The organism is Parvimonas parva (assembly GCF_016552165.1).
In the GTDB taxonomy this organism is placed as follows: Bacteria; Bacillota; Clostridia; order Tissierellales; family Peptoniphilaceae; genus Parvimonas; species Parvimonas parva.
In genome coordinates this window covers 1-14701 of the sequence record NZ_JACVDA010000001.1, presented here as the reverse complement: position 1 = coordinate 14701, position 14701 = coordinate 1, and the positions used below count along the sequence as shown (strand labels likewise).

The following is a 14701-nucleotide window of genomic DNA, read 5'->3' as shown; positions in this document are numbered from 1 at the left end:
ATGGAAGAAAAAGTTTTAACTCATATTAATGATCAAGGTCGTGCAAAAATGGTCGATGTTGGCGAAAAGGAAAAGACAAAAAGAATTGCAAAGGCATTTGCAAAAGTTAGATTAAATGAAGAAACTTTTAATATCGTTGTAAACAAAAAGGCGAAAAAGGGTGATGTTCTAGCCGTTGCACAAGTTGCTGGAATTATGGGAGCAAAAAAAACTTCCGATATTATTCCAATGTGCCACCCGATAAACTTGGTCGGTGTCGATATTGAATTTAATATGAATTACGAAAATTTTGAGATAGAAATCATTGCGACTACAAAATGTGTCGGAGAAACAGGGGTTGAAATGGAGGCTTTGTCTGCCGTTTCGATTACAGCTTTGACGATATATGATATGTGTAAGGCTGTTCAAAGAGATATTGAAATAACGGATATAAAACTGTTGGAAAAATCCGGTGGTAAAAGTGGAGATTTTATAAGGGGGAAAGATGAAAGTTTTAGCAGTTAGTATAAGCGAAAAAAAGGGAACGAAAAAACATCCCGTAGAGTACATAGAATTAATAGAAGATTACGGAATAGACGGCGATGCTCACGCAGGAAAATGGCATAGACAAGTAAGTTTGCTTGGAGTTGAAAGTATGGAAGAAATGAAAAAGAAACTTCCCGAACTTTCAGCAGGAGATTTTGCAGAAAATATCTTAACGGAAGGAATTGTTTTGTATAAATTACCGATAGGAACGATTTTAAAAATTGGCGAATGTACTCTTGAAGTTACACAAATAGGAAAGGAATGCCATCTAGGCTGTGAAATCAGACATTTGGTTGGCGACTGTGTAATGCCGAGAGAGGGAATTTTTACAAAAGTAATCAAAGGTGGGAAAATAAAAGCAGAAGATAAAATTCAAATCGTAGAAGGAACTGTTTAGGCAGTTCTTTTTTTGTATAGATAAATTAATATAGAACTAAATTTTAAAATAAAAAAATTTTTATAATCTTGTTTGTGTAAATTTTTTCAATTTGTAATTTTATTCAAAAAACTTTTTACATTGCACCAAGATAAACCGTTGAAAGTTGCTTGTTAGTTAGATAAATTGATATTAGAAATGAATTTTTTTCTAAAAATCAAGGGCAAAAATGAATAAATATACAAATGGAAAAGTATGTATTATTTTGAACAATAAACTTTAAAAATGTTTTCAAGGTACTTGATTATTCTTCATAAATATTGTATAATTATAACTAAATTTATAACATAAATACATTTATTGATAAAAAACGATTTAATTTTTATCTTTTAAAGAAATTTATTTTTTTGCTAAAATTTTTATTTTTTAAATTTTAGTTCAGTTTTTATTTCTTTTAACTTTAGCTTGTTACGTAAATGTAGTAATGCTTTGAATGTATTTATGATTTTATAGAGAATAATACTAAAACACAAGTTTAGGGGGAGAGTATCAATGGATGAAAAAGAATTACTTTTGGAAGTAAAGAACTTACATACAAGTTTTAGAATCCGTGATGAATATTTTGACGCAGTAGATGGCGTTGATATGAAATTATTCTCTGATGAAGTACTAGCGATAGTAGGGGAAAGTGGTTGTGGTAAATCAACTTTAGCTACTACTATTATGGGTTTACATAATCCGAACTTCACTCGTTCAACAGGCGAGATTATTTTTGAAGGAAAGAATTTAGTAGGTTTGTCAGAAAAAGAATTTAATGAAATTAGAGGAGAAGGTATTGGAATGATTTTCCAAGATCCACTTTCATCTTTAAATCCTTTACAAAGAATTGGAAAACAAATCGAGGAAGGTTTGATTTATCATACAAAAATGAATGCTGAAGAGAGAAATGCTAGAGTTTTAGAATTGATTGAACAAGTAGGTATTCCTAATCCTCCTCGTGTTGCTAGACAATATCCACATGAATTATCAGGTGGTATGAGACAAAGGGTTATCATCGCTATTGCACTTGCTTGTAAGCCAAAGATTATTATAGCCGATGAACCGACAACTGCACTTGACGTAACAATTCAAGCACAAATACTAGACCTTTTGGTTTCTATTCAAAAGGAAATTAATGCCGGAATTATTTTGATTACTCACGATTTGGGAGTTGTTGCTCAACTTGCAGATAGAGTTTGTGTAATGTATGCAGGACAAATTGTTGAACAGGCACCTGTTTTAGAGCTATTTACAAATCCAAAGCACCCATACACAAGAAGTTTATTAAACAGTATTCCTCAAATGGATGCAGATGATGAAGATTTATATGTTATACAGGGAATGGTTCCTTCACTTAAAAATTTACCAAGACAAGGTTGTAGATTTAAAGCTAGAATCCCTTGGATAAAAGATGAAGAACACGAAGAAAATCCGACAATGCACGAAGTTGCACCGGGACATTTTGTAAGATGTACTTGTTACAAAAATTTTCATTTTAATGAAAAGGGGGATAATTAATGAGCTTTTTAGAAATTAAAAACCTAAAAGTTCACTACCCAATCAGGGGAGGTTTTTTCAATAAGATTATAGACTATGTTTATGCTGTTGACGGTGTTGATATGTTTATTGAAAAGGGAAAAACTTATGGACTTATAGGAGAAAGTGGTAGTGGTAAGAGTACTATCGGTAAATCTATAATCGGTCTTGAAAAGATTACAAGTGGAGAAATTATTTTTGACGGAAAACACCTTACTAAAAGAATGGTAAGAAAAGATAAAGAATTTACAAGAGATGTTCAAATGATTTTCCAAGATAATATGGCGAGCTTAGACCCTAAGAAAAGAGTTATAGACATCATTGGAGAACCTTTAAGAAACTTTGAAAAGATGACTGTAACTGAAGAAAGAAAGAGAATTTTAGAACTTTTAGATATAGTTGGTATGCCGGAAGATGCTTTGTATAAATATTCATTCGAGTTTTCCGGTGGACAAAGACAAAGAATAGGTGTTGCCAGAGCTATAAGTTTAAATCCTAGACTTATCATCGCTGACGAACCTGTTTCAGCACTTGACCTTTCAGTTCAAGCGCAAGTATTGAACTTTATGAAAAAGATTCAAAAGGATTTAGGTTTATCTTACCTTTTCATTTCTCACGACCTTGGGGTTGTAAAACATATGTGTGATTATATCAACATTATGTACAGAGGAAGACTTGTTGAAAGAGGAACAAAGGAAGATATCTACAAAAATCCACAACATATCTACACTAAGAGATTAATCGCTGCAATCCCTGGAACTGACCCAAGAGTTAAAGACGAATTAATCGCTAACAGAATAAAAGTAGAAGAAGAATATAAAGCTTTAGAAAAAGAGTATTATGATGAAAATGGTAAAGTATTCGACTTAATTAAACTTTCAGATACTCACTATGTAGCAAAAAAGGAGGTAAAATAATATGTGGAAAACCGTATTAAGAAGATTCCTTCTAATGATACCTCAATTAGTAATATTAAGTATTTTAGTGTTTATTTTAGCTAAATTAATGCCGGGAGACCCATTCACAGGAATGATTACTCCGACAACTGACCCTAAACAAATAGAAGCATTAAGAATAAAATATGGTTTCTATGACCCATGGTACCAACAATATTGGAGATGGATTACAAATATGTTCCATGGAGATTTCGGTACAAGCTATACATTTAAAATGTCTGTATCAGCTCTTTTAGGACAAAGAATCGGAAATACTTTCTGGTTAGCATTACTTTGTTTGATATTTATGTACACATTAGCATTACCACTAGGTATTTTATCAGGTAGATATAGTGGTTCAAAATTTGATAAAGCAGTTACATTCTACAACTTTGTAACCTATGCGATTCCTGGATTCATTTTCTATTTGTTAATGATTCTGTTATTTGCATATACATTGCATTGGTTCCCAGCATCAGGTTCAGTTGACCCGGGATTATCAGGTTTTTCTTATATATTAAATAGATTACATCATATGTTGTTACCTGCAATTTGTTACGCTTTAATTGCTACAACAGGAACTGTTCAATATTTAAGAAATGAAATTATAGATGCAAAGAGTTCTGACTATGTAAGAACTGCAAGAAGTAAAGGTGTACCTATCGATAAAGTGTATTCACATCATATCTTTAGAAATTCACTTTTACCAATCGCTGCATTCTTCGGTTTTCAAATAACTGGTTTGATTTCAGGTTCTGTATTTATGGAAACAATATTCGGTTATCCTGGAATGGGTAAATTATTCATCGAAGCTGTACTATCAAGAGATTATTCAGTATTAACAGCATTGATTATGATTTTTGGATTTTTAACTTTACTAGGAAGTTTGTTATCAGACATCATTATGAGTATAGTTGACCCAAGAATAAGAATAGAATAATAGGGGGAGTGATAAAATGAGTAAAGAAAAAGAAATGAAAAAAGATACTTCCCTAGATAAGAAAAATGTTACACCTAGTGCATTTAAAGTAATTGTTAGGGAATTTAGAAAAGATAAATTAGCAACATTTTCACTTGGAGTGTTTGTATTAATACTATTAACAGTATTTATCGGAAGTTTGTTCTTCAACTTAGAAGATGTTATGAGAGTAAACCTTATGGACTCATTCTTAAGACCTGGAGAAGAAGGATACTTCTTAGGAACTGACCAAGCAGGACGTCCACTTCTAGGACAACTTTTCATCGGAACTAGAAACTCAATCATCATCGGTTCATCAGTAACTTTCTTAACAACAGTTACAGGTATAATTGTTGGTTTGATTATCGGATTCTACGGTGGTATAGTAGATAATATCATAATGAGAATTATAGACTTTATCCAAGTATTACCAGTTCTTATGATTATCATCGTATTCGTAACATTAGTTCCATCATACAATATGGTTACATTTGTATTCATCATGAGTGTATTCTATTGGTGTGGTATTGCCAGACTTGTTAGGTCAAAAGCCCTTTCAGAAGGAAGACGTGACTATATAAGCGCATCAAAGACAATGGGAACACCATCATGGAAAATAATGGTTGGAGGAATATTACCAAATATCAGCTCAATCCTAATCATTGATGCAATCTTAGGATTAGCAGGAAATATGGGTATTGAAATTGGACTTACATTCCTTGGATTCGGTTTGCCACCTGGAACACCATCACTTGGAACTCTTATTAATAAGGCGCTAGACCCTACAATATTAAGAGATAGAATGTATATCTGGTTCCCTGCATCAATGTTAGTACTCGTACTAATGCTTTCAATCAACTATGCTGGACAAGCATTAAGAAGAGCATCAGATGCAAAACAAAGATTAGGTTAGAAATAAAGATAATAAAAAGTTTAAAAAGTCGTTGGAAACAACGACTTTTTTGTTGCATTTTTAAGTTATATATTTAGATACATTCCATTACCTTTGTATAAATGGTGGAAGGGTAAATGAAATCCCTACTACGCAGTGAACACATAATTTAAGATAAAAATTGATGATAGAACACAACTAGGGTAAAAATCCAAAAGATTTGTTGCCTTACAATTAAATCGGAATTATACTTGTCCAAAAAGTTGTATCACTTAAACATGAATTTATACCTAACTTCAACCTCAAAAACCTTACTAAAGTTCTAAAAACCACAACATTAACAAATATTTGTTCTAATTTATTCCATAGATAAAAGAAAAGTTAAAAAAATTTACAATTTTTTTCAAAAAGGTATTGCAAAAAATATTTATTTGTAGTATAATATGATAAAGTTAAATAGAAGAAATACAAAAGAAGTGTAAAATACTTCTTAATTTTATATCTTCTATAAAACACAATAAAGTGAGATGTTGATAACGCATTTTACCGATTTCTGCATATCACGATGAAATTGTGTTAATACATAAAGGGGGATTAAGATATGAAAAAATTATCTAAAGTCGTTGCTTTGGCCTTAGCAACAACATTTTTATTTACTGCTTGTGGTAGTAAAACTGGAGAAAAGAAGAAAGAAGAGAAAAAAGTTGGTGTTCAAGATCAATTAGTTGTTGAAAATGAAGGAACACCTGTTAAAGATGCAACTCTTAAGATTGCATACATAAGTGATTCACCATTTACTGGAATTTTCCATCAAGCATTTGCCAGTGGTAATCCCGATATGGAAATTTTAACATACTCAACAAATGGAACTTTCGCTGTTGATGAAAACTACAGATTAGTAAATGGCGGTGGAGCCGATATTGAATTTTTACCAAAAGAAAGAAAAGCAATCGTAACTATTCATGAAAAATATACTTGGAATGACGGTACTCCTGTAACGTCAGCAGACTTTTTAGAATATTACAAAATTCTAGCTGATAAAGATTATACAGGCGTTCGTTTTGACGATGATATGCAAAATCTTGAAGGTATCGTTGAATATCACGACGGAAAAGCAAAAGAAATTTCAGGTTTTAAAACTATAAGTGATAAGAAATTTGAACTTACATTCAAAGTTTTTAACCCTAGTATCCTTTGGGGTGGTGGAATTCCACCTGAACCTGTTCCAAGTCATAAGTTAAAAGACATTCCTGTTAAGAAACAAGAGGAACATGACATTACTAGAAAGAATCCTCTTTCTCCTGGACCATACTACATTAAAGAAGTAGTTCCGGGACAACAAGTTGTTTTTGAGGCTAACCCTCATTACTATAAAGGTGCTCCAAAGGTTAAAACTGTTGTTTGGAAGATTGTTCCATCAGCTCAAATCGTTGCAGCTTTACAATCAGGTGAATATGATTTAACTGTTGGTTTAAATTCCGACCTTTACAGCAAAGTTAAAGATTTAAAGAATGTTAAAATCGGTGTTAAAGATGAGTTATCTTACACTTATATAGGATTTAAATTAGGTAAATGGGATAAAGAAAAAGAAGAAGTTGTAACAGACCCTAATGCTAAAATGGCAGATGTTAAATTACGTCAAGCTATGGCTTATGCGATTGACAATGACGCTGTTGGTGAAAAATTCTACCAAGGTTTAAGAAGAAACGCAACACAACTTATGATTCCTGAATTTAAAGAATTCTATGATGAGTCTTTAAAAGGATATACTTGTGATATGGAAAAAGCTAAAAAACTTCTTGATGAAGCAGGATACAAAGATACTAATGGTGATGGAATAAGAGAAGATAAAAATGGCAAACCATTTAAGATTAAATTCGCTTCAATGTCTGGTGGTGCTATCGCTGAACCTATAGCTCAATACTATATCCAACAATGGAAACAAATTGGTTTAGATGTTGAACTTACTACCGGAAGACTTATAGAATTTAACTCATTCTATGAAAAAGTTAAAGCTGATGACCCTGAAATAGATATTTACCAAGCAGCTTGGGGAACCGGCTCAAACCCTAACCCAACAGGTCTTTATGGAAGAAAAGCTCAATTTAACTACCCAAGATTTGCAACTCCTGAATTAGATAAAATCTTAGATAAGATTAATTCTTTTGAAGCAGTTGATAAAGATTACAGATCAAAAGCATACAAAGAATTTGCAAATTATATGTTTGAAAATGTACCGGTAGTACCTACATTATTCAGAAAAGGTATCGTTGCTGTAAATAACAGAGTTAAGAAATGGGATACAACTCCTGGTAAGAACTTTGGTTTATTCGATGTTGAATTAACAGCGGACGCACCTGTTAAATAAATAAAATAAGGCCAAAAGGAACCACGAAAGTGGTTTCTTTTTTTGTGGAAAATTGGCTAAACTTAAGGAGAGTATATCAGTTAAATAACCTATTTTTTACATTAGAAAAATATTTTCCGAATATAAACTTTTTAAAATCATATATGATAACGTTAATCGGTTATAAATGTTAAAAAAATGTAATGATTATAAAAAATAAAGAAATTTTATTTTTGTAAAAAATTGACAAAAACACAAACATTTGTAACGTTGAAATTAAGCCATTATTATTATTAAATTTTTGCACTTAAAATAGAAATCTAAATGATTAAGTTAAGTGATAATACAGTAGTCAAATTTAAAATATTGATTAAATTTTATTTTTTTCGGGAAAAGCCTTTTATTTTAATTTTTTATATGATATAATCTTTGATGTAAAGATAAGATATGTTTGTTAGATGTTGATTTTAGCTCATCTAATGTGTATGTATGATTTTTTTGTATTATACAACTTAGAAAACGATTTATCTTGAAAATATTTATTTTTCTCAAGGAGGAATGATGATGAAAAAAGCATCAAAATTAACAGCTTTAGCCTTAGCTAGTTTAATGATACTTTCAGGTTGTGGAGCTAAAGGCGGAAAAAAAGAAGAAAAGAAAGCTGAAGGATTTAAACCAAATCCGGTTGTTGAAAACGAAGGAACTGCTATTGAAAATGGTACTTTAAAGATTGGTATCATTGGAGAATCACCTTTCAAAGGCGTATTTCATGAGGCTTATGCTCAAGACGGTTTTGATATGCGTATTATGGAATTGGTAGGTCAAGCAGGATTCTTTGATTCAGACCCCGACTTCAAAAATGGAGATACCGGTCAAGGTAAGCTTGAATACAAACCGGAAGAAAAGAAAGCAATTCTTACAATTCATGAAAAAGCGACTTGGAGTGATGGTGTTCCTGTTACTGCAAAGGACTTTTTAAGATATTACTTAATCATTGGTCATAAAGACTATACAGGTGTTCGTTTCGGTTCTGACTACGAAAATGTTGTTGGTATGAAAGAATATCATGAAGGAAAAGCAGATAATGTATCTGGTGTTAAAGTTCTTGATGACAAACACTTAGAAATCAACTTTATTGAATTTGACCATTCAATATATTGGGGCAAAGGCATACCTTTTAACCCGGTTCCAGACCATATCTTTAAAGATATTCCTGTTAAAGAACAAGAAGCTCATGACGCTACAAGAAAGAATCCTTTATCATGTGGTGCTTATGTAATTAAAGAAATCGTACCCGGACAACAAGTTATAGCTGAAGCTAACCCATATTATGCATTTGGAAAACCAAAAACTCCAAAACTTCAAATTAAATTAGTTCCATCAGCTCAAGTAGTTGCTGCAACAAAATCCGGTGAATATGATATTATCGATACATTCGGTTCAGCTTTATATGAAAAATTCAAATCATTAAAGAATGGTAAAATTGCTACTAACTATGCAGGTGGATATGAATACATTTCATTCAAATTAGGTAAATGGGACAAAGAAAAGAACGAAGTTGTAACAGACCCTAATGCTAAAATGGCTGATAAGAACTTAAGAAAAGCAATGGCAATGGTTGTTGATAGAGATACTATAAATAAGAAATTACTTAACAATTTAAGTAATCCTCTATACCAAATCATTCCACCATTCTTTTCTACAATTTATGATAAAGACTTCAAAGGTATCCCTTATGATTTAGAAGGAGCTAAAAAACTTCTTGATGAAGCAGGATACAAAGATACAAACGGTGATGGAATAAGAGAAGATAAAAATGGTAAACCATTAAAGATTAAATTTGCTGCAATGCAAGCTGGAGCAACTCAAGAACCAACTGTTACTTTCTTTATACAACAATGGAAATCAATCGGTTTAGACGTTGAACTTACAACAGGAAGATTAATCGAATTTAACTCATTCTATGATAAGCTTATGGCTGATGACCCAGAAATCGATATGTACATGGCAGCTTGGAATACAGGTACTAACCCTGACCCTTCAGGATTCTATGGAAAACATGAAAATTTCAATATGATGAGATTTGCTTCTCCTGAATTGGATAAATTATTAAAAGATGTTGTTACTTTAGACAATGTTGACCCTAAGGTTAGATTAGACCATTACAAAGCAATTAGCCAATACTTAGTTGCTGACGAAGCTATCGTAATTCCAACTTTCTCTTACACTACAAAAGCATTTGTAAACAACAGAGTTAAAAAGCATGATGTATCATTACCAGAAAAAGATAAAGCTCCATTTAGAATTTCTGATATTGAATTAACTAAAGACGCTCCAGAAGTGGATAAATAGAAAATAAAATTTTAAAAGTGCAGATTATTCTGCACTTTTTTTGTGGGAAATTGGCTAAAGTTGGGGACTTTGCTTTGCTATATGCTATGAGGTGAAAATTTAGATATCCAATTTCTACAAAAAAATCAAAAAAGCCTAAAAAATCAATGTATATCCCTTTTTTATAGACTTCAACTGTGATATAATTAAAATAGGATTATGAAATAATCCTATTTTAATTTCATCAGTTTACTTTGAATTAATTGTATAAAAGAAAACTGTGATATAATTAAAATATGATTAGTAATATTAAGAATACAAGGAGGAAATATGATAGGGATTATAAGTGCTCTTAATGAGGAGTTAATGGAAATTATAGATAAAATTGAAACTAAGAAGGTGGTTAAAGGTTTTACTTTTTATCTTGCAAATATTTATGATAAGGACGTTGTTCTTGGTATTTGTGGTGTTGGTAAGGTAAATTCTGCGATATACACTCAAAGTATGATAGATAATTTTTCTCCTGATACGATTATAAATATAGGAGTTGCCGGTTCTACTGATGATGCTGTAAAGATTGGGGACTTGGTTATAGGGACTGAATATTTTTACCACGATTTTGACTGTACTGAGGCAGGCTACACTATGGGACAAATTCCTGCTCTTAGGGACGTTAAATTCATTGCAGATAAAAGGCTTGTTGACCTTTCTTATGAAAAGGCTAAAAAGGTTTTGTCTGAGGACAAGATTTTTAAAGGGATTATAGCGACGGGAGATATTTTTGTTGCTAAAAAAGAAATAAAGGATAGAATTAAAAAGAACTTTAACTCACTTTGTTGTGAAATGGAAAGTTGTTCAATCGTGCATACTTGCCATTTGAATAATGTTAAGTATTTGGCTTTGCGTTCTATTTCCGACAATGCAAATGAGGAGGCAGACTGCGATTTTGAAACTTTTGTTGCAGAGTCAAGTAAGGTGGTTAAAAGTATTATTTTAGACATTATAAAGGAAATATAGCTATGATTGAAATTAAAAACTTAAAAAAGAATTATGGTAAATTTGTTGCTATTGAGGATTTTAATTTACAGATTGAAGAGGGGAAGGCTTACGGCATTTTAGGTAGGATTAATTCCGGTGGAACTACGATTTTCAATCTTTTATGTAATTACACTTTAAAAGATGATGGAACTATTTTAATCGATGAGAAAGAGCCTGAAGATGCTCGTGATTTGATATATATGTGTCCTAAAATGGAGTTTTATAGTGGATACACTCTAAGACAGGTTTTGAATTTTATTGCTGATTTTAATGATGAATTTGATTTGGCTTATGCTTTGGAGCTTTGTGATTCTTTTAAGCTGGAGCTGGATAAGAAATTTAAGGCTGAGGAAAATGTTCAAAATTGTACGATTTTTAAAACTATCGTTACGATTTGTATGAAAAAGAAATATTTGCTTTTCAATAAGCCTGAAATCGGACTTTCAAGTCTTGATATTAGAAAACTTAGCGATATTCTTATGGGGAATGTTAAGAGAAATGGCTACACTCCAATAATTCATAGCAAAAATGTAAATTATTTCTTCGACTATCTTGACTATATAATTATAATAAAGGATAAAAAGGTTGTGCTTTTTGAAAGTCGTGAAAGGCTTGAAAAGATGGTTTATTCGATTTCCGGCTCTCTTGACCTCATAAGTACAGCTGTTAAGGATAAAAATGTCTTGGCGATTAGAACTCTCAAAAACTTTTCTAAACTCAAAATTGCATACATTTTAGCAAAAGATGAGGACGAACTTAGAGCGCATGGTAGTAGGACTGTATCTTTAAAAGAGATTTACGAGGCTATTACTATGGTTGAAGGAGGTCATTAGTATGAAAAAAGGACTTTCACTTTCTTTAAAATTACTATTTAAAACTTTTTTAATGGGAATTTTAGTTTCTGTTTTGTTTGAATTGGTATTTTTAAAATTTACTAAATTTTTAAATATAGATGTCAATTTTGATGTGGAAATTTTTTGGGTGATACTTGTTGCAAGCTTTTTGACTTATATCTTCTCGAAGAAAAATATAGTCAATCACTTGTTTATAAATGGTTGTAGCAGAAAAAGGATAAGTACTATCAGGATTTTAAGTTGTATAATTTACGATATTTTGTTCTTTTTGCTTTTTGTTTTGTATGAAATTTTTTATGGAGATTTGATTTCTAACATTACAGATACCGGCACTATTATTCGTTTGGCTGTTGTGTATTTTTCTATAAATTTTGTATCAGAAATATCTACATTTTTGAATTTGATTTACAAAAGTATCTCTATAAAAAAGGGAAAAGGCATAAATAAAACTTTTTATAGATACATTTACTCTTTTATTTTTATCGCCTTGGCCTATTCATATAGATTTATTTATCCAATTATTCAAAAGTACTATAATGATATAGTGTCAATTGTGATTTTAGTTGTTGTTTTTGTTTTGCAAGTTTTTCTTGCTTATATTAATAAAAGAATAATTTTGAAGGTTGATATAAGAGCTTAGGAGGATTTATGGACGGATATATATTAGCGCTTGACCAAGGAACGACAAGTTCAAGAGCGATTTTGTTTGACAATTTAGGAAATATAAAGGGCGTTTCACAAAAGGAATTTAGACAAATTTTTCCAAAAGCCGGCTGGGTTGAACACGATGCAATGGATATTTGGGCGACACAATCGGGAGTTTGTAGGGAAGTTTTGGAAAAAAACTTTATAAGACCGACAGAAGTTCGTGCGATTGGGATAACAAACCAAAGAGAAACGACGATTGTTTGGGAAAAAGAAACCGGAAAGCCTGTATATAATGCGATTGTTTGGCAATGTAGAAGAACTGCCGAGATTTGCGAGGATTTGAGAGAAAAGGGATATGAAGATTTAATTTTTGAAAAAACCGGATTAAAACTTGATGCCTATTTTTCGGCTACAAAAATAAAATGGATTCTTGACAATGTAGAGGGAGCAAGAGAAAGGGCTGAAAGAGGAGAACTTCTTTTTGGTACAGTTGATACTTGGATAGTTTGGAACTTGACAAGAGGTAAGGTGCATATAACCGACTTTTCCAACGCCTCAAGAACTATGCTTTTCAATATAAATACATTGCAATGGGACGATGAAATCTTGGAGATTTTAAATATACCAAAAGCGATGTTACCTGAAGTTAAAAATTCAAGTGAAGTTTATGGACATACAGATGAATACACATTTGGAGGGGCAAAAATTCCTATTGCATCTGTAATCGGCGACCAACAGTCTGCATTGTTCGGACAAGCGTGTTTTGAAAAAGCTGAGGCGAAGATAACTTACGGAACAGGAGCGTTCCTTTTGATGAATATAGGAAAAGAAGTGATGAAGTCAAAAAAAGGACTTTTAACGACAGTTGCTTGGGGATTGAACGGAGAAGTAACATATGCCTTAGAGGGAAGCATATTCATCGCAGGAGCAGGGATTCAATGGTTAAGAGATGAACTTAGATTGCTTTACGATGCAAGTCTATCCGAACAATATGCAAACTTAGTTGACGATACTGAAGGAGTTTACATAGTTCCGGCATTTACCGGACTTGGAGCTCCATATTGGGATATGAACGCCAAAGGAGCGATGTTCGGACTTACAAGGGGAACGAAAAGAGAGCATATTATTCGTGCCACTTTGGAATCAATAGCCTACCAATGCGTTGACGTCTTTAATTGCATTGAAGAAGATACAAATATAAAGATACAAAATTTGAAAGTTGACGGTGGAGCGAGCACCAACGGATTTTTATTACAATTTCAATCCGATATGTTGAATACGGAAGTTACAAGACCGAAAGTTTTAGAAACAACTGCAATGGGCTGTGCATTCCTTGCAGGACTTGCAGTCGGCTTTTGGGAAAGTACAGATGAAATAAAGAAAATTTGGGAACTTGATAGAAAATTTGAACCGAAAATGAATGAAACGGTTAGAGATGAAAAATTGAAAGGCTGGCATAAAGCTGTATCAAGAACATTAAATTGGGATTAAAACGAACGAGATGTAAATCATCTCGTTTTTTAGTTGATGTTTATAGTATTGGTTTCTTTAACTTTAGGCACAAACAAAGTAAGGCACCCTAGAACCATGTTATTTCATAAAAAAAATTTAATAAAAAGCATAAAAAATTTAATAAAGGATAAAAAATATGCCAAAAGAGCATTGACGGAAGGAGTAAAGGCTGATATAATATTAAGGCACTTGAGGGGAGGCCTTTAAGAGTTATAGAATTAATAACTTGTTAGTAAAACTTTTTAAAAACTTTAAAAAACTTTAAAAAACTTTAAAAAAACTTTTAAAAAGGTATTGACAAGACAAAAAGTTAGTGATATAATATAGAGGTCGCAATGATAGTGACAACGAACCAAGAAAAGTAAACAGTGATAGAAACTTTGAGAGTACAAAGAAAAACAATAATTTGGTGTAACAAAAAGTCAGCGAGAGCAGACGAACTTTTAATAGAGAGTTTGATCCTGGCTCAGGACGAACGCTGGCGGCGTGCTTAACACATGCAAGTCGAACGTGATTTTTATGGAATAGCCTTCGGGATAGGAAATAGAATGAAAGTGGCGAACGGGTGAGTAACGCGTGAGCAACCTACCTTACACAGGGGGATAGCCGTTGGAAACGACGATTAATACCGCGTGAGACCACAGAACCGCATGGTAAAGGGGTCAAAGATTTATCGGTGTAAGATGGGCTCGCGTCTGATTAGCTAGTTG

12 protein-coding genes and 1 rRNA gene are annotated in these 14701 nt (G+C 32.2%); all 13 read left to right on the top strand.

The window, feature by feature from the left end:
* Positions 1 to 504 carry a cyclic pyranopterin monophosphate synthase MoaC gene (gene moaC, locus IBJ83_RS00065; RefSeq protein ID WP_201274845.1) on the top strand — a complete coding sequence of 168 codons (504 nt, stop codon included), beginning with the start codon at positions 1 to 3 and terminating at the stop codon, positions 502 to 504.
* Positions 485 to 922: an MOSC domain-containing protein gene (locus tag IBJ83_RS00060; RefSeq protein ID WP_201274844.1), complete on the top strand. Its 438-nt coding sequence runs from the start codon at positions 485 to 487 to the stop codon at positions 920 to 922. The genes moaC and IBJ83_RS00060 overlap by 20 nt, the downstream gene beginning before the upstream one ends.
* A 531-nt stretch (positions 923 to 1453) precedes the next feature.
* Entirely contained in the window at positions 1454 to 2458 is a 1005-nt protein-coding gene (locus IBJ83_RS00055; protein ID WP_201274843.1) for an ABC transporter ATP-binding protein, read from the top strand.
* Positions 2458 to 3393: an ATP-binding cassette domain-containing protein gene (locus IBJ83_RS00050; protein WP_068473234.1), complete on the top strand. Its 936-nt coding sequence runs from the start codon at positions 2458 to 2460 to the stop codon at positions 3391 to 3393. Before IBJ83_RS00055 ends, IBJ83_RS00050 begins: the two co-directional genes overlap by 1 nt.
* Before the next feature lies 1 nt (position 3394).
* On the top strand, positions 3395 to 4351 hold the full coding sequence (gene opp4B, locus IBJ83_RS00045; RefSeq protein ID WP_201274842.1) for an oligopeptide ABC transporter permease: 957 nt from the start codon (positions 3395 to 3397) through the stop codon (positions 4349 to 4351).
* 16 nt (positions 4352 to 4367) lie between these two features.
* A complete protein-coding gene (locus IBJ83_RS00040) occupies positions 4368 to 5282 on the top strand; it encodes an ABC transporter permease (RefSeq protein WP_201274841.1) in 915 nt (304 codons plus the stop codon).
* A 580-nt stretch (positions 5283 to 5862) separates the two neighbouring features.
* Positions 5863 to 7629 (top strand): oligopeptide ABC transporter substrate-binding protein, encoded by a 1767-nt coding sequence (locus IBJ83_RS00035; RefSeq protein WP_201274840.1) that lies wholly within the window; start codon positions 5863 to 5865, stop codon positions 7627 to 7629.
* 543 nt (positions 7630 to 8172) lie between these two features.
* Positions 8173 to 9960, top strand: a complete 1788-nt coding sequence (locus tag IBJ83_RS00030; RefSeq protein ID WP_201274839.1) for an oligopeptide ABC transporter substrate-binding protein — start codon at positions 8173 to 8175, stop codon at positions 9958 to 9960.
* 309 nt (positions 9961 to 10269) lie between these two features.
* A complete protein-coding gene (locus tag IBJ83_RS00025; protein WP_201274838.1) occupies positions 10270 to 10956 on the top strand; it encodes a 5'-methylthioadenosine/adenosylhomocysteine nucleosidase in 687 nt (228 codons plus the stop codon).
* 2 nt (positions 10957 to 10958) lie between these two features.
* Positions 10959 to 11810, top strand: a complete 852-nt coding sequence (locus IBJ83_RS00020) for an ATP-binding cassette domain-containing protein (RefSeq protein WP_201274837.1) — start codon at positions 10959 to 10961, stop codon at positions 11808 to 11810.
* 1 nt (position 11811) lies between these two features.
* Positions 11812 to 12471, top strand: coding sequence for a hypothetical protein (locus IBJ83_RS00015; RefSeq protein ID WP_201274836.1), 660 nt, complete (start codon positions 11812 to 11814; stop codon positions 12469 to 12471).
* 8 nt (positions 12472 to 12479) lie between these two features.
* Positions 12480 to 13970 carry a glycerol kinase GlpK gene (glpK, locus tag IBJ83_RS00010; RefSeq protein ID WP_201274835.1) on the top strand — a complete coding sequence of 497 codons (1491 nt, stop codon included), beginning with the start codon at positions 12480 to 12482 and terminating at the stop codon, positions 13968 to 13970.
* 464 nt (positions 13971 to 14434) lie between these two features.
* Positions 14435 to 14701: ribosomal RNA gene (locus IBJ83_RS00005) — 16S ribosomal RNA — on the top strand; the annotation flags it as partial.